This window comes from Microbulbifer maximicatervae (SeqCode), from assembly GCF_052467065.1.
Genome location: NZ_CP174299.1, coordinates 1,758,413 through 1,780,042 on the forward strand (window position 1 = coordinate 1,758,413; position 21,630 = coordinate 1,780,042).

The following is a 21,630-nucleotide window of genomic DNA, read 5'->3' on the forward strand; positions in this document are numbered from 1 at the left end:
GAGTCAGCAATTGGCTACAAGCATATTCCTGCACTCTAGTTGGTAGACGCTTGTAAAGCTGTAAAAACTGAGACTATCCAGTTCCATGCTATTGGGGCTCTCTCTCCAAGGAAACTTTCTAGAGCTAGCTTTAGAGCAAATTATTTTTTGGCTCTCTTAAGTTTATATAAATGAATAAATGTATTTCTTAGAGAGAGGTTTTTGATTTAGTTGTTTTTATTAGTGTCCGGCAAATCATGTATAAGCAAAAAAAAGTCTTATAAATCAACAGGTTACACTGATGAAAACATGGGCAATAACCCCTTGGCTGAAGGGGGGGCAACCCCGGTAGACGATTGTGGAAAGCCGGGACAACTTTGCGCGCCTCGTGCTGGCGGGAAAGTTATCATCATAGCATTCGTTGCTTACGCAGGTGTTTATCCCCTTTTTTACTCACACCTGGCAATTTCAGGTTTTAGCTTGTGCGTAGAGGGTGATAAGACTTGGGGGTTAATTGTGCGTAAGAGTGAATATTGTATAAGTCTGTGAGTTTTGTTGCTGTATCTATGTGATTTATAGGTGATTGAAGCAAGTGAAAAGATATCCACGGGAAATCCCCGTGGACATGTATAACTCGATCGGCGCCATATCTTATTTTGCAGAGTTTTTTGCCAGATTTTTTCGCGAATCTATTTAATAAGATCGGGAAAAATTGGGGATTTAATTTACCCGCCCTGAAAGTCGGGGTTAAGCCTGTGTAAAAGAAGTGAGAAATATGTTGGGAAGCTGGAAGTAGAGAAGCGGGGGAGGATAAAGTAGCCTCCCCCTTGGGATAACTTGGAAGTTGGGATGGGGCGTTTACTTACCGATACAAAAACTGCCGAAGATCTTGCCGAGTAATTCATCGGCACTGACGGTGCCAGTAATTTCTCCCAGAGCCTGCTGGGCTTGGCGTAAGTCTTCGGCGAGCAGTTCGCCTGCACCGCTAGTGTGAAGTTGCCGCTGGCCCTGATGTATAAAAGCTTGTGCCTGGCCCAGTGCGTCCAGGTGTCGGCGCCTGGCACTGAATGTTCCCTCTCCAGCGCCGCTGAAACCAATACTCTGTTTTAAATGTTCTTTTAACGCATCGAGCCCGGCACCTGTTTTTGCACTGATGGCAATCACTGGCACGCCTTCAGTGTGTGCCTGAAGGCCAGCGTTGTAGTCGGTGAGGTCAATCTTATTCAGTACTAATGTCAGTTTGTTGAGATCTTTTAGCTGACTGGTAAATTCTGGCCAAACTTGTGTGGGGTCCAGGGAGTGGAGCTGCTCTGCATCCATGACAAGAAGTACCCTATCTGCGCCGTGGATTTCCTCCCAGGCGCGTTCGATACCAATTTGCTCGACTCTATCCGGGGCATCCCTTAATCCCGCAGTATCGGCAAACTGGAGGGGCATACCGTCGATATGAATATGTTCACGCAGGATATCCCGAGTGGTACCGGGGATATCGGTGACAATAGCGGCGTCGTGTCCGGCCAGTGTGTTGAGCAGGCTGGATTTCCCTGCATTGGGGCGTCCTGCGATAGCAACTCGCATTCCCTCGCGCATTATCGCGCCCTGACGCGCCTGGGTTTCCACACCCACCATTTGTGCCAGTAGGGTTTCTATATCAGCTGCCACTTTGCCATCGGCGAGGAAGTCGATTTCCTCTTCGGGGAAATCAATGGCGGCCTCCACGTAGATACGCAGGTGGGTAAGGTTTTCCACCAGGTCTTCGATTTTCTCGGAAAACGCGCCTTGCAGTGAACGCATGGCATTGCGCGCTGCCTGGGCACTGCCGGCGTCGATTAAATCGGCGATCGCTTCGGCCTGAGTTAAATCCATTTTGTCGTTGAGGAAAGCCCGCTCGGAAAATTCTCCGGGGCGGGCTTGTCGAGCGCCCAACTCGATAGCGGCTTGAAGTAACTGATCGAGAATTACCGGACCGCCGTGTCCCTGGAGCTCCACCACATCCTCCCCGGTAAAGGAGTTGGGACCGGGGAAAAAGAGCGCCAATCCCTGGTCGATTAACTGCTCTTTGTGGGTAAAGTTCCGGTAGTGGGCAGAGCGGGGCTGGAGGGTTTTTTCCCCGCAGATTTGTTGGGCAATTTGCAGGGCTCTTGTGCCCGACAGTCGGATAACGCCGATACCGCCGCGCCCGGGCGCGGTGGCAACAGCGGCAATAGTGTCGCGATTGAGGCTTTCTTGTGTCATCGGCTGAGTTTACTCGACAGAACGGAAAAGGGCCGCATTAGCGGCCCTTGTTTATTGTGTTGCTGCAGATCGGTACTGGTTAGTACTTACCGGCATCCACCTGTTTATTGATATACCAGGTTTGCGCAATGGTAATCAGGTTGTTGGCGATCCAGTACAGAACCAGACCCGCTGGGAACCACAGGAAGAATACAGTCATCATAACCGGCATCAGCTGCATGATGCGGGCTTGGGTTGGATCGGTGGGAGCCGGGTTCAGCTTTTGCATAAACCACATAGACAGGCCCATCAGTACCGGCAGGATAAAGTAGGGGTCCTTCGCCGACAGATCGTGAATCCAGAAAATCCAGGGCGCGTGACGCAGCTCAACGGTTTCGGTGAGCATCCAGTAGAGCGCGATAAATACCGGCATCTGCAACAGGATCGGCAGGCAGCCACCCATCGGATTGATCTTCTCGCGGCGGTAGAGCTTCATGGTCTCTTCCGCCAGCTTTTGCCGGTTATCCTTGTACTGTTCCTGCAGCTTTTTCATCTGCGGCGCAAACTTGCGCATACGCGCCATGGATTTGGTGCCAGCGGCGGACAGAGGCAGAAGCAGCGTCTTGATAAATACGGTGAGCAGGATGATCGCCCAGCCCCAGTTGCTGACAATATGTTCCTGGATAAAGTGCAGAACACCGAACAGCGGTTTGGCGATCCACCAGAGCCAGCCGTAATCGACGGTCAGGTCGAGGCCGGGAGAGATTTCTTCCAGACGGTAGACATCTTTAGGGCCAGCGTAGAAAGAAGCGCTCAGCTCGCCTTGGGTGGCAGCGGGAATTTGCACTTGAGGTGCGGTAAAGCCCATGCGGAAGAGGCCGTTGGATAGCTCCTTCAATTCAAAAGTATTGCGCTCGTCCTGGGGGGGAATCCAGGCACTGATAAAGTAGTGCTGAACCATAGCTACCCAACCACCTTCGATGGTTTCGCGGGTGGGGCTTTCAGCAATCTCCTCGAAGTCCTGCTTGAAGTAGTTCTTTTCGTTGGTGCGGATGGCAGCGCCGAGGAAAGGCGACATACCGAAACCGGTGTCGGTTGCGGGTTCACTGGCATCGCGCTTAATCTGACCAAACATGGCCGCGGACCAGGGTTTGTCACTGGTGTTATCCACCAGGTAGGCCACTTGGATCAGGTAGTCTCCACGCTTGAAGGTGAAGCGCTTGGTGATATTGGCGCCTTCCTGTTGCAGAGTCAGGTCTACTATCAGGGTATCGTCGCCCTCAACCATCGCATATTCGGTTTTTGCCACCTTGAAAACCGGGCGGCCAGCGGCGCTGTCGGTCCCGTTTTTACCGATAAGGCCACTTTGGGCAATATAGGTATGGTTGCGGGTCTGGTTCAACAGGATCAGGGGTTGGTCCGGGGTATCCAACTTCTCTTGTTGTTTGCGCAGCGCCACTTTGACGATATCGCCGCCACGAGGATTGATGAGCAGATCAAAAACGTCGGTGGTGACACTGATCAGCTTGCTCTCAGTACTGCTGCCTTCATCGGATGCGGGCACCTGGGAGCGAAGTTGGGGAACATCACTGTCGCCGGTGCTCGCGGGTGTTTCGGCGGGTATTTGGCTGACAGTCTCGCCGCCAGTCTGCACAACGGTTTCGCGGTCGAGTTCAGGAGTGTGTTGCTCTTGAAATGCGTTCCACTGGAAGATAAGTGCCAGGAGAACCGCGAGAATTCCGCCGAGCAGCGTATAGCGTTGCCAATCCATCTTGTTACCTAGAGCGTGTTCTTGTGTCTGGTGGGGGGAACCGGGTCCAATCCACCAGGGTGCCAGGGGTGGCATTTTATAAGGCGGCGCAGAGTTAAATAACCCCCTTTTATCGCTCCATGAGTTTCAATGGCCTCTTCAGAGTACCGGGAGCAGGTGGGGTAGAAGCGACATTGGTTGCCTACCCAGGGGCTGGCCAGGTAGCGGTATACATGGATCAGCTTGATCAGTATCCACTTCATGGTCGGGGTTGCGGCTGTCGAGCCCGCTTGGCCAGTTTACGCCAGAGTTTATTCAGTAGTTTCGCCAACTCGGCCTTATCCAGATCTGCGACCCCAGGGCGCGCGAGCACCACGGCATCCAGCGGCGGCAAATCATATTGCTGCAGACGGAAGGTTTCCCGGGTTATACGCTTGATTTGGTTGCGGTCGGAGGCGTTGCGTACATGCTTTTTAGCAATAACGAGACCGAGACGCGGGTGTTCCAAGGAGTTTGGACGGGCGAGGATCAACAGATGAGGGTGTGCGGCGCGCACCTGGTTTTCATTGAATACCAAGCGATACTGCGCCGCATTGAGCAGGCGCAGCGTCTTGGCAAATCCGAAGCTGCTGCGCACCTGCTGCATAAAGAGATATCTCTAAAAGGGAAGAGATCTTATGCAGACAGTACTTTGCGGCCTTTAGCGCGACGGCGGGCCAGAATCTTACGGCCGTTTTTGGTTGCCATGCGAGCGCGGAAACCGTGAGTGCGCTTGCGCTTCAAGTTGCTTGGTTGAAATGTGCGTTTCATAGTCTTGCTACCTGAGACTTTGTGTTCAAAATTTCTCGGGACCTTTCCCGGCCGCGGCCTGGACTCCGGTCCGGCACAAAGCCGGTGCAGACGGAGCTACGCGCTGCGAAGGCCGCGGATTGTATAGAAACCCAGCAGTGAAAGCAACGCGCTAATCAGGGAAATTCTTTTTGTTGGTGTGCGAGTTCACTGTAATTTTTTACGCCAACTAAACAAGTCGTTGAGTCATCAAGGGTATCTCTGAATGCCCACTGATTGACCCCAAGATACCCACAGTTTTCTGTGGATAACTTTCGAGGGGTTTCCAACTCAATTGTCTAATTGTTGTGCAAATCCTTGATTGTGTGGATCTTTTTGCGCAGTTTTTTCAACAGAAGCAGTCTTTCTTGTGGATAACCTAAAGGTGGAAAGGTATACTGCGCCGATCTTATTTGACGGCCCCGGGTGATTTCTAATCCGGCCTTGCCGTCTCTCCTTGGTCTTACCATTTTGGGGTTTTTTGGGGGGTTTCTTGACTGAATCCGTATGGAAGCAGTGCGCGAGCTGTTTACAGGACGAGCTGCCATCTCAGCAGTTCAATACCTGGATCAGGCCGTTGCGCGTCAATCCCGTTAGTGCGGAGGGCGAGTTGCGCCTGATCGCACCGAACCGCTTTGTGTTGGACTGGGTTGGCAATAAATTCCTGAACCGCATTCGCGAGTTGGTGCAACAGTTTGCACCGGGGCGCCCTCTGCAAGTGGCGCTTGAGATTACCGCTCGCCGGCCGGCTCGCTTCCAGCGCGGCCATGTAACAAATAATGCCCCTCCGACACCGGTACCGACACCCGCGCCATCGGCGCCAACTCCGCCACCACCTCCAGTCCAGCCGGCAGTAGTACCGCCACAGGTATCTGTACCACCTGTTGCCACTGCGCCACCTCCGGTGACTTCACCGCTGGGGTCTGGGTTTGGTGCCAGCAGGCCGGTGCCTCATCCCGCGATGGCTGAGGAGGTTACTGCAGAGCAAATGACGACAGGCGAACTGGCCCTGACAGATCTGCGACCACCGGCTATGAATGGTATGGCTCGCCCCGTACCGGAGCAGCCGGCCAGGCAGGTTGAGGTGGAGGGGGCCATCAAGCACGGTAGCTCACTCAATCGCAACTTTACTTTCAAATCCTTTGTTGAAGGTAAGTCCAACCAGCTGGGCCTCGCTGCGGCACAACAGATTTCTGACAATCCGGGCGGCGCCTACAATCCCCTCTTTATATATGGGGGCGTGGGTCTGGGGAAAACTCACTTGATGCACGCGGTTGGCAACGCACTGCTGGAACGCAACCCCAATGCTAAGGTGGTGTATTTGCACTCCGAGCGCTTTGTTGCAGATATGGTGAAAGCGCTACAGCTGAATGCCATCAGCGACTTTAAGCGCTATTACCGGTCTGTTGACGCCCTTTTGATTGATGATATCCAGTTTTTTGCCGGTAAGGAGCGCTCTCAGGAGGAGTTTTTCCATACCTTCAATGCCCTGCTGGAGGGTGGTCAACAGATTATCCTAACCTGTGATCGCTATCCGAAAGAGATCGACGGATTGGAAGAGCGCTTGAAATCCCGCTTTGGCTGGGGATTAACTGTGGCTGTAGAGCCTCCGGAGCTCGAGACCCGAGTCGCTATTTTGATGAAGAAGGCCGAGCAGGTGGGTGTGGATTTACCTCACGACTCCGCTTTCTTTATTGCGCAGCGTATTCGCTCCAATGTGCGGGAGCTCGAGGGTGCCCTGCGTCGCGTAATTGCCAATTCGCAATTTACCGGTCGCGCTATTGACGATGTCCTTGTGCGCGAAGCACTAAAAGACCTGTTGGCCCTACAGGATCGACTGGTCAGTGTGGATAATATCCAGCGGGTTGTCGCTGAATACTACAAAATCAAGGTGGCGGATTTGCTCTCCAAGCGGCGCAGTCGCTCGGTGGCCCGCCCCCGCCAAGTCGCTATGTCCCTGGCCAAGGAGCTGACCAATCACAGCTTGCCGGAGATTGGCGATGCCTTTGGTGGTCGCGACCACACAACAGTACTGCATGCCTGCCGCAAAATACGTGAGTTGCAGGAGTCCGACGCGGATATTCGCGAGGACGTTAAGTTGCTGACACGGTCGCTGACCACTTAATCGAATAACTGACAAAACAAGGCGAAACTACCGATGAAATTCAATGTGAGCCGGGACGCCCTTCTGAAGCCGTTACAACTGGTGGCCGGTGTTGTTGAGAAACGCCAAACACTGCCAGTCCTGGCCAATGTGTTGATGCAGTTACAGGGCCAGGAACTCTCCCTGACCGGTACTGACCTGGAAGTGGAAATTGTCGGCCGTCTCGGTGTAGACGGTGTAGAAATGGAAGGTGAGGTGACCGTTCCCGCACGCAAGCTGCTGGATATCTGTCGCTCTCTGCCCGATGGTGCTGAACTAAAGTTTGAGCGCGATGGCGAGCGCCTGATACTGCGCAGTGGCCGCAGCCGTTTTCAGCTGTCGACTCTGCCCGCAGCGGACTTCCCGAACCAGGAAGAGGCCAGTGCACAGACTCGTTTCGATATCTCCCAGCGCGAGATCCGCCGCCTGATAGAAGCCACTAGTTTTGCTATGGCTCAGCAGGATGTGCGCTATTACCTGAATGGTTTACTGCTTGAATGCCGCCCGCAGCAGCTGCGCGCGGTTGCTACTGATGGCCACCGCTTAGCACTCTGCGATCGCGATGCCCCAGGCCTGGATGTCTCCACGCCTATCCAGGCTATTGTGCCGCGCAAAGGCGTACTTGAGCTGGGTCGTTTGCTTGAAGACAGCGATGCACAGGCACAGGTAGTGCTGGGTAATAACCATATTCGAGTGGTTAGTGGTCAGTTTACTTTCACCTCTAAATTGGTAGACGGCAAATTCCCTGACTACGAGCGTGTGTTGCCGCGAGGCGCGGGCAATGTGGTCTATGCGGATCGCCAAGGGTTGCGTCAAGCCTTCTCCCGAGCGGCGATTCTCTCCAACGAGAAATACCGTGGGGTGCGTCTTCAGGTTTCTGAGGGGCTGCTGCAAATTGTTGCCAATAACCCGGAGCAGGAAGAGGCGGAAGAGCAGATGATGGTGGATTACGTAGGTGAGCCAATGGAGATTGGCTTTAACGTTTCCTATCTGCTGGACGTCACTGGTGCTATTCACAGTGACCAGATCCGTATCAGTCTGGCGGATGCCAACAGCAGTGCTCTGCTGCAGCAACCTGAAGAAGGTGATGCTCTGTACGTGATTATGCCTATGCGCCTGTAAGGCAGCCCACCCATTGCTCTTTTTTGAATGGATTGAGGCTACCTCCCCGCTCGGTGGGGTAGCCGATAAACAAACCGATGCCTGTGCATCGCGCTCTTCACTCTGGGGGAGGTGTCTGTGGCGCTGACCCGTCTTCTCTTGTCTAATTTTCGAAATATCTGCTCTGCCGATCTCAAACTGGGTCCTGGCGTTAATGTGTTTTGTGGTGCGAATGGCAGTGGTAAGACTTCACTGCTAGAGGCGGTACATATGCTGGCAACCGGTCGTTCCTTTCGCTCTCGTCAGCATAAGTCAGTTATTCAGCATGATACTGGTGGGCTTACAGTTTTTGCCCAGCTCGATACAGGTTTTAACTTGGGGGTAGAGCGCCTCGCCGATGGCTCGGGCAGAATCAAGGTTAACCAGGCTCCTGCTGAATCCAGCTCACAGCTTGCTAGTTGCCTGCCACTTCAATTGATAAACAGTGAAAGTTTTTCCGCACTTGATGGTGGCCCCGGCGTTCGACGCCGGTTGCTGGATTGGACAGTGTTCCACGTGGAACATTTATTTGCCCAGGAGTGGAAAAATTATCAAATCGCATTGCGGCAGCGAAATGCTCTCCTGCGTCGTGGTAAAATCGATGAGGCCAGCATCGGCGTATGGGAAGAGCAGTTGGCCATTAGTGGCGAGCGTGTAAACGATCTGCGATTAGCTCAGTTTTCTCAATTGCAGTCTGCCGTTTCACAACTGCTTGGTGAGTTACCAAAGAGCCTATTGAGCCGTGTCGATATGAGTTACCGTCGCGGTTGGCGTAAAGAAGTTGACCTGCGTGGCGCTCTATCTGAATCACGGGAATCAGATGTTTCACAGGGGCATACGCGTATTGGTCCCCATAGGGCGGATATTCGTTTTAGCGTAGCCGGTGAGTCGGCTCACAATATCCTATCTCGCGGCCAACAGAAGATGTTGGTGTGTGCAATGCGCACTGCCATGGCGGAGGTAGTCTGTAGGCTGGGGGATATGCCAGTATTCCTGGTAGATGACTTGCCGGCAGAGCTGGATGACAGTAACCAACAGATTTTTGCGCATTGGGTTGGGCGTTGTGCCAGCCAGGTGCTTGTAACCGGAATTGAGGAGGGCACTACAAGTCGCCCCTGGCGGCAACTAGATGCCCCTTGGAATTGCCCGAAAGTGTTCCACGTGGAACATGGGAAGATCAGTGCCGAAGCTTCGGCCGCACAATAAGTTTAATGGAGCGAATAAATGTCAGAGCAGCAAAGCTATGACTCAAGCAGTATCAAGGTATTAAAAGGCCTGGATGCGGTGCGCAAGCGCCCCGGAATGTATATTGGTGATACCGACGATGGCACCGGTCTGCACCACATGGTATTCGAGGTGGTCGACAACTCCATCGATGAAGCGCTGGCCGGCCACTGTGATGAGATCCGTGTAACCATCCACCCGGATGAGTCCATTTCCGTCTCGGACAATGGCCGTGGTATCCCAACAGAGATTCACCCGGAAGAGGGGGTCTCTGCAGCAGAAGTGATTATGACCGTCCTTCACGCGGGTGGTAAATTTGATGACAACACCTACAAGGTCTCCGGCGGTCTGCACGGGGTAGGGGTATCGGTGGTAAATGCTCTGTCCAAGGAGCTGAAGCTGATTATCCGTCGCGGTGGCAAGATCCACGAGCAGATCTACCACCACGGTGTGCCCCAGGCACCCCTGGAAGTCGTGGGTGACAGCGATACCACCGGCACCACGGTACACTTCAAACCCTCAGAGGACACCTTCAGCAATATCGAATTCCATTTCGACGTGCTGGCCAAGCGCCTGCGCGAGCTGTCCTTCTTGAACTCCGGTGTGCGTATTGTCTTGAAGGACGAGCGCAGTGGTAAAGAAGAGGTCTATGAATACGAAGGTGGTTTGAGTGCCTTTGTGGAGTTCCTCAACCAGAACAAAACCCCGATTAACAAGGTTCTGCACTTCCAGAGCCAGCGTGAAGACGGCATTGCAGTAGAGGTGGCATTACAGTGGAACGATAGCTTCCAGGAAAGCATCTTCTGCTACACCAACAATATTCCCCAACGCGACGGCGGTACCCACCTGGCGGGCTTTCGTGCAGCCCTGACCCGTGGCCTGAACAGCTATATCGAGCGGGAAGGCCTGGGAAAGAAAGACAAGGTGAACACCACTGGCGATGACGCCAGGGAAGGTCTCACCGCGATTATCTCTGTGAAGGTCCCGGACCCGAAATTCTCCTCCCAGACCAAGGACAAGCTGGTTTCATCCGAAGTGAAACCCGCAGTAGAGCAGGAGATGGGCCACCACTTCACAGACTACCTGATGGAGAACCCACAGGAAGCCAAATCTGTCGTCACCAAGATGATCGATGCGGCCAAAGCCCGTGAGGCGGCCCGCAAGGCCCGCGAAATGACTCGCCGCAAGGGAGCGCTGGATATTGCCGGCCTGCCCGGAAAACTGGCAGATTGCCAGCAAAAAGACCCGGCACTATCTGAAATTTACCTGGTGGAGGGTGACTCCGCCGGTGGTTCTGCCAAGCAGGGCCGCGATCGCCGCACCCAGGCGATCCTGCCGCTGAAGGGTAAGATCCTCAATGTGGAAAAAGCGCGCTTCGACAAGATGCTCTCAAGTGCCGAAGTGGGTACCCTGATTACCGCACTGGGCTGTGGCATCGGCAAGAGCGAGTTTAACCCGGACAAGCTGCGTTACCACAGTATCATCATCATGACCGATGCTGACGTAGATGGAGCCCATATTCGCACCCTGTTGCTCACCTTCTTCTTCCGTCAGATGCCTGAGCTGATCGAGCGGGGTCACATCTACATCGCCCAGCCGCCGCTGTACAAGATCTCCAAGGGCAAACAGGAACAGTACCTGAAGGATGAGGGCGCTCTAACCCAGTTCCTCACCAACGCCGCCCTGGAAGGCGCCACGCTGTTTGTGAACCCGGACGCCCCAGGGCTTTCTGGTGCCTCCCTGGAGAGCCTGGTAGGCGAATACCGCAGCGTACTGGCGACAATCGACCGCCTGTCGCGTCTGTACCCCGAGGAAGTGCTGCGCAGCATGATCTACCTGCCCAGCTTGTCTCAGGAAGACCTGCAGTCCCAGGAGAAAGTTGCAGCTTGGAGTGAGAAGCTCCAGGAGAAACTCGGTGACGAAGAAAGTGGTGGAACCCGTCGTCACGAAGTGACGGTTCAGGAGAACACCGAGCGCGGCCTATTCCTGCCCCATATCCATATCGTGGCTCACGGTGTTGGCAGTGACTACCTGATTAACCACGAGTTTTTCGATTCCGCTGAGTACGCGTCTATCTGCGCTCTGGGTGAGAAGATGGTGGGTCTGTTGGAAGAGGGTGCCTTTATCCAGCGCGGCGAGAAGCAGCACCCTGTTGGCAGCTTCCCTGAAGTGATGGACTGGCTGATGGGCGAGAGCCGCAGAGGCTACGGTATCCAGCGCTATAAAGGTCTGGGAGAAATGAACCCGGAGCAGCTTTGGGAAACCACCATGGACCCGGAGAGCCGCCGTATGCTGCAGGTAACAGTTGAAGATGCTATCGCAGCAGACCAGATCTTTACCACCTTGATGGGCGATCAGGTAGAGCCTCGCCGTGACTTTATCGAGACCAATGCTTTGGCGGTAGAAAACCTCGACGTTTAATAGAAGTCGATAAGCCCACAGTAATTTCTTACGTGACCAACATAAGGAATTACTGTGGAGTATTGTTTTCACCTGAAAAACGACTTCCGATAAATTGGATATTTATAATTTTCTCCTTATCAAAAGCCATGTGAAAGCTAAACAGCTGCCCTCTCAGACAAATTTCGATCACAATAAATAGTTAAAAAATCAATCAGCTCAATAGCGTCAGTCGGTTAGGGAGGCTTACTAAATCCGGAAATATACCAATTGCCTCAACTAAAGCTTTCCTACCAGTTTATCTTCCAGGTTCATAAACAACTCCACGATAAACTCCCTAAAAACCTTAAAACGCATGACATTGCGGTGCTCTGGGTTGGAGACTAGCCACAGTTCATGCAGGCTGGATGGGGCTGCCCCAGGGACCCGAACGACTCCTTCAGCACCATCTGCAAGAAAGCAGGGCAGCCTGGCCAGCCCCAGTCCACTCTTAACTGCCTCTAGCTGTATCAAGCCGTGATTAATCTGGTGCTGATAAGGCATCTGTGGATAGGGCGTGTCTTTGGCCCAATTCAATGTGGCGTCATCGCCACTCCAGCCGAGCCAGTGGCCATCGTCAGGTACAGATTTCTCGATATACCCCGGAGAACCGTAACAGCAACTGGGTAGGTCGGCGAGCTTGCGAGCAACAAGTCGATCCGAAACATCGATGTCGCCTTTGGGGAGAATACGAAGTGCTATGTCGGCCTGGTGACTTTCCAAATCGAGAACGTGGCTAGTAACCAGTAGCTGTACGTTGATCTCTGGATACGCTCGTGAGAAGTCATTTAGGTAGGGGATAATTAAGTGCGATGCGACTACATCCGGCATAGTGATACGAACTTCCCCGGAGAGCTGGTTACTCCCCCCCTGTAAATGCTTCTGCGCGGCATTTAGATACTGCTCTGCCGATTGGGCGTAGTCGAGCATCGCTTTGCCATCCTCCGTCAGCTGATAGCCTTTGGAGCTGCGATAAAACAGCTTGGCCTGGAGCTTTTCCTCCAGGGCATCAATACGGCGAGAAACTGTGGAATGGCTGACTTTAAAGTCGTCAGCAACGCTGCGAGCGCTCTTACTCCTGGCTACCGCGATAAAGAACTGGATATCTCCCCAATCGATGGACTCTTTATGCAACACACTGTCCTATTTTGCTATCTTCCGTTGCATACAGTGTCCAGTTAATCTGTCTCCCGTCAATAGCACTCCCGTAGAGAAACCCAGGAGATCAGAGATGAAAGAAGCACAAGTAAACCGAGAAATCGCAATTAACCGCCCAATTGATGAGGTCTGGAAGGTCCTCGCCGTTGATTTTGATACAGCTTACGAGTGGATGACGTTAATCCCTCACTCCTTCGCTAAGGATGGAAAACCCGTTGAAAATGCGAGTGTAGAAGGCCGGGTTTGTGTGCTGACAAATAAGGGACCGTCGGGTCTTGTCGCAGATGAAACTATTACAAGGTTTGATGAGAAAAACTATGAACTGGATGTCTCGGTTGAAACCAAAAATACGCCACCGGGATTCCCCGTTAAAAAGAGTTTATCTCAATTTAAATTAAGCCCCTCTGTTGGTGGAGGCACAACAGTGAATTTCACTGCAAATATGGAGTTAAATGCTTTAGGAGGCGTGTTGAGCCCTGTGGTGAAGAAGATGACTGGCTCTCAATTTGAGCAAATGCTGAAGGACCTGAAAATTTATATGGAAAAAGGAGGTCATCTTGCAAAAGGGGCAGTCGCCTAGCCTATCGCATGATAAGTAATTTAAGGACTCTTCTGGATTTACGCGGAAGTAAATAGAAGAGTCTCCTTTTTGAAAAAAATACAGCGAGTCGGGACTCGCCTATTTGTAATAGATTTTATTATTCGGTAAATACGTAAAAAGTATTTACTTTATAAACGGCTGGGATAGAGGGCCTTGTTAAAGAGATAGGCGAAGTACGCTAGTCCTCGCCGAGTAGTCCATTCTATTTTTCCAACAGCAATCCGCACTCCCGGTGCTCCTCACCTTTAGTTGGATCAAAGTAAATATCGTTATCGGGAAGATCATTCTCGTAAACATACTCTTCCACATCGATTTCCTTCAGGTGGAACATCGGTGCCACTCGAATAGTACCGTGGTTGCCCTGGGTGAAAATATCCAGGTTTTTGCGGTGCGAATTCTGATCGTGGCGGATACCGTTTAGCCATACATCCGGCTGCAATTCCTGCATAGCGCGGTTAAACGGCTCCAATTTAACGGTCCTGGAGAAGAAGTCATGCTCAGGGGTATCCAGTTGCGGGATTCCCCCGTACACAGCGTTGTAGTGGGCCGCGGACATCTTCGGTGAATAGGTGCGCAGGTTCAAATCGAGAGATTTGACCACGTTTTCGATATGGCGATAGGTTTCCGGGGTGTTATAGCCGTGGTCCACCCAAATTACCGGGATATCCGGTTTGGCGCGCGTAACCAAGTGAAGAAAGGCTATTGCCAATGGGCGGAAATTAGTAAAAACCACCGGGTTCTGAGCGTGTTCCATGGTGAACTGCATAATTTCGCTTGGCTTGGCGCCAGCGAAACGAAGGTTCATGGACCCCAGATCCGCATCGTGATGAAAGGTGCGTTCTGGAATAGGCTGTAAAGTTTGGCTGGAAGCGTTGCGTCCCATAAAAATTCAGCGCTCAGGAAAATTATGATGGGAGGCATGCTACCCGGTTCAAGAGTCGCGTAGAAACAATAAAAAGAAGTGATTCAATAAGCTTCAGTTATAAGGGAAAGTCTATTCAATGGGCATAATGCTTCAAATTTTATCTTGCAGATGCCCTGGGGCACTGCATGGAGATTGAATGCTGGCCATACTCCACGTTATAGCTGCGCTCCACCTCCACAAAACCATGCTTTTGTAGAAAGTATCGAGTGCGAAGATTCTCACGAAGTACTTCAGCCTTTAGTGGGTAACGCCGGTCACGAATTGAAGAAATGAGGTTAGTGCCGATTCCACAACCGCTAAATAAAGGACTGACACAGAGGTGGGTGACGGTACCGTCACCAAGCAGCGTGATAAAGGCTTCCGCGACAGCATTGTTGCGATCGGTATAAACCAGGCATTGAGTGGCATCACGGCAGTCTTTACGAAATTGAGCTATACGGTCCACCCAAAACTGGCGGGGTATGGAGGGGTGGGAGTTCGCTGATGCATGTAGCCAAAGTTGCTCCAACCTGTCCAGCTCTTTGAGTTTTGCCTTTCTAATCATGGGCACACCCGAAGCGGATACGTGAGCCCAATGCTAGTCAGATCGAAGAGTAGATCCTAGAAAACATCTGCTTATAAGCAAAACCTTAAAGTTGCAGGCACACCAGCGAAGTTCGTGACGCTAAACAGCAAAAAGAAGAGTGTAAATAAAGTGTAATGGGAATGTTAAAATACAATCATTCGTATTTATAAAAACAATGATTCAAGGTTACAGATAATCCTTGGAGGGTTCATGAAGCACATTCCATTTACACCCCTGGCCTTTACGATAGCCACTACTATTGCTGCGCCGACCTTAGCCGAGCAACAGTTGGAGAGCGTAACAGTAATTGGCGACTCCTCATCTATTTCCAAATTGCCTGGCTCTGCACACTTGGTTGATGCCGACGAGTTAGCTGAGTTCGAGTTTGTAGATATCAATCGCATGATGCGCTCAGTTCCTGGGGTCTACATTCTTGAAGAAGATGGCTACGGATTGCGTCCGAATATCGGGATTCGCGGTGCCCAAGGGGGACGCTCTGCCAAAATTTCCTTGATGGAAGATGGGGTGTTAGTGGCTCCGGCTCCTTACTCTGCACCAGAAGCTTATTATTTCCCCAGTGCGGGCCGCATGAATGCAATTGAGGTGTTGAAAGGCCCCGGATCTCTGCAATATGGCCCATTCACCGTGGGTGGTGCAGTCAATATGTTGAGCACACCTATTCCCACTGCCAGTGAAGGTATGGTGCAACTAGAGGCCGGAGAATTCGGTGAGACCCGTTTGCATGCTCATTATGGTGCCAGTACAGAAAATACTGGCTGGTTGTTGGAAACACAGCAGCAGTATGCAGATGGATTCAGAGAAATCGATAGTGCCGGCAGCGCAGATATTGCTAAAGAAGACTATCTGTTAAAGGGTCGTATCAGTTCCGATAGAGACGCAACTTATCGCCAGCAGTTGGATATCAAGCTTCAGTACTCCGAAGAGGAGTCTGGCATGAGTTATCTGGGCCTAACGGATGCCGACTTTAAGAAAGATCCGAACCGTCGATACGGTATCAGCGCCCTGGATGAAATGCAGAATCGCCACAGCACTATCCAGCTGAACCACAGTATCGAACTGAGTGACAGTTTTGCCCTGCATACCCAGGCTTACTACAACAAGTTTAAACGCGACTGGTTTAAGGTCAGCGAGGGTGACTTGATAGATGCTGTTAATACCGGCGGCAGTGTTGATGGAGTTTTAGACCCTCAAGCGGTTTTGGATGGCACTGAAGATTACACCTTCGGTGTTAAGCACAACAATCGTGAGTACGAGGCCAAGGGCCTGCAGATCAGTGCCGATTGGCGCTTTAATACTGCTTCCGTTAGTCATGAGCTGTCCTTTGGAGTGCGCCAGCATCGAGATGAGGTGGATAGATTCCAGCCTGTTGAAAACTATGAGCAGGTTGATGGCAAATTGGTGTATCTGAGCACAGATATTCCCGATACCGCTGAAGAAAGCAGCAATAACCGTGTTGAAGAAGCGGATGCAACTTCGTTCTTTATCTACGACGATATCCAGCTGAACGATAAGCTGACTCTCACTGCTGTTCTTCGCTACGAGGATATAGAGACCGAGCAGCAGCGTTATAACGACGCTGAGCGTACCGAGAAGGGCAGCTATCGCTCCAATCAGGTGGATGAATGGCTGCCAGGCTTGGGACTTGTTTACCAGGCAAGCGAACAGTGGAGCCTGCTGGCAGGTGTGCACCGTGGCTTCGCCCCTCCCGGCGCAGGTGCAGCCGATGGCCAGGGGCCGGAGTTATCCACAAACTATGAATGGGGTGCTCGCTTCGATAAAGGAAGCCTGAATGCTGAATTGATCGCCTTCTACAGTGACTATGAAAATGCTGTGCAAAACTGCTCGGTGGCGGTGAAATGTCCCAATGGTGCCGAGAGTGGTACCTACCAGTTGGGTGAAGCAGAAATCAAAGGGCTGGAAGCTACGCTTGGAAGTGAGTGGGTGCTCACAAACGGTTGGATACTACCGGTGCGGGCAACCTATACCTTTACTGATGCAGAAATCAGTGAAGATAGTGACGGTAATGACCTGCTTGCCGGCGACAACCTCGAATACCTCCCAGAAAATGTCTTTGCGATATCTGCGGGTCTGGATAGCGGCGCTGCTTGGCGTTTGAACCTGACTGCAGCCTATCAGGACGAGATGTGTGTTAATACCCAATGCAACCGGGGAGATACCGACCAATTTGATTATACCGAGTCACTTTGGGTTGTAGATGCTGCTGCGCATTATGATTTCATGGTTGACCTGACCGGTTACCTGAAAGTGGATAATCTGTTGGATGAGCAGGTTATTATTAGTCGCAGTCCAGATGGCGCCCGTGCAAATCGACCCCGCACTGCCACTTTAGGCATGAAGTATGTCTTTTGACCTGAAGTAGGCTCATCGATCTGAGAACAAGGCCCCGGTCATTACCGGGGCCTTGTGGGGTTCATGAGCACCTACTTATTGGTGTTTCCCCCGAGATGTACAAAGTGAGCTTTTAGGTAGTTGGTTTCCGGAATTGCTGGATGCACAGGGTGATCGGCCCCTTGACCACCACTGGCCAGAATTGAGGCTGGGCGCCCCAAGCGGTGAGCGGCGCCACGGATACAGTCGAGAAGCTCATCAGATTGCAGATGCATAGAGCAGGAAGCGCTTACTAACAGCCCATCCTTTGCCAACAAACGCATTGCGAGTTCATTGATATGGCGATAGGCCGCCAAGCCGGCTTTATGATCTTTCCTCCGCTTAATAAAAGCGGGTGGGTCGAGCACAATCGCATCAAACCTCTCCCCCTCTGCAACCAACCCTTTGAGGACATCCAGTGCTTTACCCTGGATGGTTTTGAGCTTGTCGGCGAATCCATTGTGATCCGCATTGAGCAAACACCAGTCCAAAGCCTGCTGTGAGGCGTCTACGCACACTACCTCTGCCGCACCATTGGCCAGTGCCTGAATACCCCAACCGCCCGCGTAGGAAAACAGATCTAATACTTTTTTGCCGTTGACCCAGCGATTCAATAGCCTGCGGTTTTCCCGGTGATCGTAAAACCAACCGGTTTTCTGCCCCTGGTGTACCGGGGCCAGAAGTGGAACGCCGTTCTCCTCGAACGGGACCATCTCGGGTACATCTCCAAAGGCTACGGTGTGTACCAGCGGCATATCTTCAACTGCGCGCCCCTGATGATCATTGCGCAGCAGGATGCCTTTGGGGTTAACCATCTCCACCAACTTATCCACAATCGTTTGTTGGTAGCGCTCCATTCCCCAATTACTGACCTGGACTACTAAATAATCCCCAAACCTATCCACTACCAAGCCCGGAAGCCAGTCAGAGTCACCGTATACCATCCGGTAGCTGGGGTGGGAAAAGTACCGTTGGCGCTGTTCAAATGCAGTTTGTATGCGCTCACAAACAGTATCTGTGGAAAAGTCAGAATTGCGGCTGACTACTCGTCCACAAATAAGTTGGCTCGGATTCACAAAGGCTGTGCCGAGCAGCTTGCCCTGGCTATCGTGAACTTGGCACTGACTACCCGCATCAATTCCCTTTAATGGAGAGCGCTTAGTGTCCACCTCATTGCTGTAAATCCATAGGTGGCCACGCTTGAGTCGGCGCTCTGCGCCTCGATTCAGTATTAACTCCACCAAAAGGGGATCTCCGTTGATGTGTACAAATTAAGGGCCAATTGTGCGGACAGCTAAGTGAAGGTCAAGCCTGGAAGCTGATGTATGGCTCGTTCGGAGCTTTGAGAACCAATAGTCACCCGAGGGTTACTCATATCCGTCAAAGTTTATACGTCAGTACCGGAGAAAATGACTATCAATTTGGGGTAACAGGGTGTCTAAGCTGGCTATAACTGGCAGAATCTGGCGCCTGTAAGACATTCTTATCCCCAGCCATTGTGGAAAACTGCCGAGATGAATAAGCACCAACAAACACAAAATGGAGCTAGGAAAGTCGCCATGGTGGTCTGCCCGGGTGCTACCAGCCTGGATATCACAGGTCCCCTAGAGGTTTTTGCCTTGGCAAATGACCAGTTGCGCAAACAAGGGCGTTCCAACCAGGATTTCTATGATATTCAGTTGGTGGGGCTTGAGTCTGGTCCGGTTACGACTTCGACAGGGGTTAAGGTTTTTATAGACCTCCCGTTCCATGAAGCTGAGGGGATTCACACCCTGTTGGTGAGCGGCATGCCACCGGACTCCTGTCAGCGCGCATGTGCCAATAGTTCTGTTCTGGAGTGGCTGGCTGAGCAGCAGAAAAAAGTTGCTCGTATTGGTTCAATCTGTAGTGGGGCCTTGATGCTCGCCAACGCAGGCATTCTCAATGGGCGGCGTGCTACGACGCATTGGGCGGATGTTCCTGAGTTGCAGGGATTCTCCCAGATAGAAGTGGATCCGGATGCCATCTTTGTCCGCGACGGTAATGTTTATACGTCGGCCGGAATTACTGCTGGAATTGATTTGGCTCTATCGATGATAGAGGAGGACCATGGGAGGGGCTTGGCACTCAACCTGGCTCGAATTCTTGTTCTCTACTTAAAGAGAGATGGAGGACAGCAGCAATTTAGTGTGCGATTGGAAAATCAGATAAACAGCGATCGTTTTGCAACTTTGATTGAATGGATGTACCAGAATATTAAGAAACCTATAACGGTGGAGAGGCTGGCTCAGGAAGCGGCTATGAGCCCACGGAATTTTGCCCGGAGCTTTGTGCGAGAACTTGGTGTAACGCCTGCTCGATTTCTAGAGCAAATAAGAGTGGAACGAGCTTGCCAATTATTTTCCGAACAAAATCAGTCACAGGATAAAGTGGCAAAACTCTGTGGGTTTCAATCCCAAGAGCAATTGAGAAGAGCCTTTAAAAAGCATAAGGGTATTTTGCCGAGTGAATATCGAAAGCGTTTTCACTAAAAATATAATTATTAATTACTTGCAGCCAATTGTTAATATTTAATTTGGGAGATTTATATTTAGCCTAGTTAAAAAGTAAATGATTCTTTAAATCTCTCCCAAACGGAATTTTTAATAATTGTTTATTGAAGGTTAGTTTTCAACTTTAGAGAAAATTTACTGAGTTGGAGGTAAACCTATGAATACCCTAATGGCGCTAGAGTTTATTAGTTTGCCAATGAAATACTTCTTTATGGAAAAATCTAAAAATAAATTTCGATATTGTTCACCGCTTAGGAAGCATGGGAATAGAATAAAATTTGAGACCTAGGGCCGACCTAAAATCGTGTCGGAATTGGTCGTAAATGTGTCTCCTGCGACACTTTTAATTGTGTCAAGCTTGCTTTTAAATCGGGCAACAGACCTAAAGCTTAATTCGGAGGGGGTATGAGACGTAAGCTCATATTGATGAGCGTGGCCACACTTCTGTGTGGTTTTACTTATATGTTGTGGCCAGTTTATCAATTCTATGCCTGGTCACTAAATGCAGTGCCGTTAAGTCCATTGGGGTGGCAGGCTCTACCTACAAAAGCGCCGTCCACGCAAGAACTTTCCGATATTGGATTGCAGCTTGCCGCAGGGCAATCGCTTAAAGCAATTGAAGATCATCGTGAGAAAATCGGTGCTCCGGCAATTTCTGCGGCAGTATCTGCTTGTGGTGCAGTAGTTTGGGCAGGGGCCGTCGGCTGGGCCGATTTAGAAGAGCGAGTACCTGTTTCTACAGAGACTCGCTTTCGTATTGGTAGCACCTCTAAGGCTTTAACAGGAACCGCATTGGCGCGTTTGGTACAGAGGGGGGCTATTGATCTGGATAAATCTATCTCAAATTATTTGGAACCCTTACCAAACCCCGATTGGGCGTCAATGACCCCGCGCCAATTGGCTTCCCATATGTCTGGCTTGCCACATTATAAAAAGAACTCCGATTGGCTGGGGTTGTATCAAACTCTGGCACTGGATGTTCACTATGAGGATATGTATCGGGCTCTTGGAATTTTTGATGCTAGTGAATTACTTTTCGAACCGGGTACCGATTTTTATTACAGTACTTTGGGCACAGTTCTTCTGGGAGCCGTTTTGGCTGGTGCTGAGGACAAACCTTACCTGGAAGTGATGCATGATGAGGTATTTACGCTTAGCGGAATGAACAGCACAGAGGTATCGCCACTGAATGGTGATATAGAACGTAATATTGCTCGTTTCTACAAAAGTAATGGCTTGTCTGGCAGTGCCCTTCGCCTGCGGGAATGGCGTCCAGTGGATTTAAGTCATCGCCTGCCGGGGGGAGGCTTTATTTCCACACCCAGTGACTTGGTGAGACTGGGGGCTCAGTTCCTGAAAGCAGACTACTTGTCCCCAGGAGTCCGTGAGATATTTTGGGCGCCACAAAAATTGGCCAATGGTGAAGTGAATGAACAAAACTATGCCTTGGGTTGGCGGGTGACTGAAGTAGAAATCCCTGAGGTAGGATTAACAAAAGTGGCCAATCACGGCGGAGTTAGTCGTGGCAGTCAGAGTTGGTTAATGATATTACCGGAATATCAGCTTTCTGTTGCTGTGAATATCAATCGAAAGACAAAAGATTTTTGGGACTTTGGTCGAGTATCCCTAGATATAGCGAGCGCTTTTATTCATCAGCAGAATACACTCAATTGCGAATAAAAAACCGGCCAAACTCCGGCCGGTTTTGACTTTCACTTCTTACC

General features: G+C 51.2%; 17 protein-coding genes. 8 read left to right on the plus strand and 9 right to left on the minus strand.

Annotation, left to right across the window (positions count from 1 at the left end; genetic code table 11):
• Positions 1 to 837: 837 nt before the first annotated feature.
• The 5 genes from mnmE to rpmH form a co-directional block, all read right to left on the minus strand.
• Positions 838 to 2,214 (minus strand): tRNA uridine-5-carboxymethylaminomethyl(34) synthesis GTPase MnmE, encoded by a 1,377-nt coding sequence (gene mnmE, locus ACJJI1_RS07800; RefSeq protein ID WP_444959007.1) that lies wholly within the window; start codon positions 2,212 to 2,214, stop codon positions 838 to 840.
• A 79-nt stretch (positions 2,215 to 2,293) separates the two neighbouring features.
• On the minus strand, positions 2,294 to 3,964 hold the full coding sequence (yidC, locus tag ACJJI1_RS07805; RefSeq protein WP_444892426.1) for a membrane protein insertase YidC: 1,671 nt from the start codon (positions 3,962 to 3,964) through the stop codon (positions 2,294 to 2,296).
• A gap of 8 nt (positions 3,965 to 3,972) precedes the next feature.
• Positions 3,973 to 4,206, minus strand: coding sequence for a membrane protein insertion efficiency factor YidD (yidD, locus tag ACJJI1_RS07810; protein WP_108735100.1), 234 nt, complete (start codon positions 4,204 to 4,206; stop codon positions 3,973 to 3,975).
• Entirely contained in the window at positions 4,203 to 4,589 is a 387-nt protein-coding gene (gene rnpA, locus ACJJI1_RS07815) for a ribonuclease P protein component (RefSeq protein WP_413663877.1), read from the minus strand. Before rnpA ends, yidD begins: the two co-directional genes overlap by 4 nt.
• 29 nt (positions 4,590 to 4,618) lie before the next feature.
• Entirely contained in the window at positions 4,619 to 4,753 is a 135-nt protein-coding gene (gene rpmH, locus ACJJI1_RS07820) for a 50S ribosomal protein L34 (protein ID WP_020413885.1), read from the minus strand.
• A 511-nt stretch (positions 4,754 to 5,264) separates the two neighbouring features.
• On the opposite strand from rpmH, the gene dnaA reads away from it, so the two are divergent.
• From dnaA to gyrB, 4 genes are all read left to right on the plus strand, one after another.
• Positions 5,265 to 6,896 carry a chromosomal replication initiator protein DnaA gene (gene dnaA, locus ACJJI1_RS07825; protein ID WP_444959008.1) on the plus strand — a complete coding sequence of 544 codons (1,632 nt, stop codon included), beginning with the start codon at positions 5,265 to 5,267 and terminating at the stop codon, positions 6,894 to 6,896.
• 33 nt (positions 6,897 to 6,929) lie between these two features.
• Complete coding sequence (dnaN, locus tag ACJJI1_RS07830; RefSeq protein WP_444895604.1) at positions 6,930 to 8,036, plus strand: DNA polymerase III subunit beta; 1,107 nt, start codon at positions 6,930 to 6,932, stop codon at positions 8,034 to 8,036.
• A gap of 117 nt (positions 8,037 to 8,153) precedes the next feature.
• Positions 8,154 to 9,260, plus strand: coding sequence for a DNA replication/repair protein RecF (gene recF, locus ACJJI1_RS07835; RefSeq protein ID WP_444959009.1), 1,107 nt, complete (start codon positions 8,154 to 8,156; stop codon positions 9,258 to 9,260).
• Positions 9,261 to 9,278: 18 nt separating this feature from the next.
• Positions 9,279 to 11,699 (plus strand): DNA topoisomerase (ATP-hydrolyzing) subunit B, encoded by a 2,421-nt coding sequence (gyrB, locus tag ACJJI1_RS07840; RefSeq protein ID WP_444940358.1) that lies wholly within the window; start codon positions 9,279 to 9,281, stop codon positions 11,697 to 11,699.
• Positions 11,700 to 11,957: 258 nt separating this feature from the next.
• On the opposite strand, the gene ACJJI1_RS07845 is transcribed toward gyrB, so the two are convergent.
• Positions 11,958 to 12,851 carry a LysR family transcriptional regulator gene (locus ACJJI1_RS07845; protein ID WP_444959010.1) on the minus strand — a complete coding sequence of 298 codons (894 nt, stop codon included), beginning with the start codon at positions 12,849 to 12,851 and terminating at the stop codon, positions 11,958 to 11,960.
• A 97-nt stretch (positions 12,852 to 12,948) separates the two neighbouring features.
• Here ACJJI1_RS07845 and ACJJI1_RS07850 point away from each other — a divergent pair, with 97 nt between their 5' ends.
• The gene (locus ACJJI1_RS07850; protein WP_444892433.1) at positions 12,949 to 13,455 is read left to right on the plus strand and encodes an SRPBCC family protein; all 507 of its coding nucleotides are present in this window, start codon (positions 12,949 to 12,951) and stop codon (positions 13,453 to 13,455) included.
• Positions 13,456 to 13,678: 223 nt separating this feature from the next.
• Here the strand turns inward: ACJJI1_RS07850 and ACJJI1_RS07855 are convergent, their stop codons facing one another.
• Positions 13,679 to 14,359: a phosphoadenosine phosphosulfate reductase domain-containing protein gene (locus ACJJI1_RS07855; RefSeq protein WP_282930558.1), complete on the minus strand. Its 681-nt coding sequence runs from the start codon at positions 14,357 to 14,359 to the stop codon at positions 13,679 to 13,681.
• Between the two features lie 139 nt (positions 14,360 to 14,498).
• On the minus strand, positions 14,499 to 14,945 hold the full coding sequence (locus ACJJI1_RS07860) for a GNAT family N-acetyltransferase (protein WP_444959011.1): 447 nt from the start codon (positions 14,943 to 14,945) through the stop codon (positions 14,499 to 14,501).
• Between the two features lie 231 nt (positions 14,946 to 15,176).
• Here ACJJI1_RS07860 and ACJJI1_RS07865 point away from each other — a divergent pair, with 231 nt between their 5' ends.
• Positions 15,177 to 17,357, plus strand: coding sequence for a TonB-dependent receptor family protein (locus tag ACJJI1_RS07865; protein ID WP_444959012.1), 2,181 nt, complete (start codon positions 15,177 to 15,179; stop codon positions 17,355 to 17,357).
• A gap of 71 nt (positions 17,358 to 17,428) precedes the next feature.
• Here the strand turns inward: ACJJI1_RS07865 and ACJJI1_RS07870 are convergent, their stop codons facing one another.
• The gene (locus tag ACJJI1_RS07870) at positions 17,429 to 18,619 is read right to left on the minus strand and encodes a class I SAM-dependent rRNA methyltransferase (protein WP_444959013.1); all 1,191 of its coding nucleotides are present in this window, start codon (positions 18,617 to 18,619) and stop codon (positions 17,429 to 17,431) included.
• Between the two features lie 270 nt (positions 18,620 to 18,889).
• Between ACJJI1_RS07870 and ACJJI1_RS07875 the strand changes: the two genes are divergently transcribed.
• Both ACJJI1_RS07875 and ACJJI1_RS07880 read left to right on the plus strand, forming a co-directional pair.
• The gene (locus ACJJI1_RS07875) at positions 18,890 to 19,885 is read left to right on the plus strand and encodes a GlxA family transcriptional regulator (RefSeq protein WP_444959014.1); all 996 of its coding nucleotides are present in this window, start codon (positions 18,890 to 18,892) and stop codon (positions 19,883 to 19,885) included.
• A 426-nt stretch (positions 19,886 to 20,311) separates the two neighbouring features.
• Positions 20,312 to 21,586 (plus strand): serine hydrolase domain-containing protein, encoded by a 1,275-nt coding sequence (locus ACJJI1_RS07880; protein ID WP_444959015.1) that lies wholly within the window; start codon positions 20,312 to 20,314, stop codon positions 21,584 to 21,586.
• Positions 21,587 to 21,630: the final 44 nt, after the last annotated feature.

Bases quoted from the DNA above. Each gene is read 5' to 3' on its own strand.
- mnmE (WP_444959007.1), bottom strand. From the start codon at position 2,214: ATGACACAAGAAAGCCTCAATCGCGACACTATTGCCGCTGTTGCCACC.
- yidC (WP_444892426.1), bottom strand. From the start codon at position 3,964: ATGGATTGGCAACGCTATACGCTGCTCGGCGGAATTCTCGCGGTTCTC.
- yidD (WP_108735100.1), bottom strand. From the start codon at position 4,206: ATGAAGTGGATACTGATCAAGCTGATCCATGTATACCGCTACCTGGCC.
- rnpA (WP_413663877.1), bottom strand. From the start codon at position 4,589: ATGCAGCAGGTGCGCAGCAGCTTCGGATTTGCCAAGACGCTGCGCCTG.
- rpmH (WP_020413885.1), bottom strand. From the start codon at position 4,753: ATGAAACGCACATTTCAACCAAGCAACTTGAAGCGCAAGCGCACTCAC.
- dnaN (WP_444895604.1), top strand. From the start codon at position 6,930: ATGAAATTCAATGTGAGCCGGGACGCCCTTCTGAAGCCGTTACAACTG.
- gyrB (WP_444940358.1), top strand. From the start codon at position 9,279: ATGTCAGAGCAGCAAAGCTATGACTCAAGCAGTATCAAGGTATTAAAA.
- ACJJI1_RS07850 (WP_444892433.1), top strand. From the start codon at position 12,949: ATGAAAGAAGCACAAGTAAACCGAGAAATCGCAATTAACCGCCCAATT.
- ACJJI1_RS07855 (WP_282930558.1), bottom strand. From the start codon at position 14,359: ATGGGACGCAACGCTTCCAGCCAAACTTTACAGCCTATTCCAGAACGC.
- ACJJI1_RS07860 (WP_444959011.1), bottom strand. From the start codon at position 14,945: ATGATTAGAAAGGCAAAACTCAAAGAGCTGGACAGGTTGGAGCAACTT.
- ACJJI1_RS07865 (WP_444959012.1), top strand. From the start codon at position 15,177: ATGAAGCACATTCCATTTACACCCCTGGCCTTTACGATAGCCACTACT.
- ACJJI1_RS07875 (WP_444959014.1), top strand. From the start codon at position 18,890: ATGAATAAGCACCAACAAACACAAAATGGAGCTAGGAAAGTCGCCATG.
- ACJJI1_RS07880 (WP_444959015.1), top strand. From the start codon at position 20,312: ATGAGACGTAAGCTCATATTGATGAGCGTGGCCACACTTCTGTGTGGT.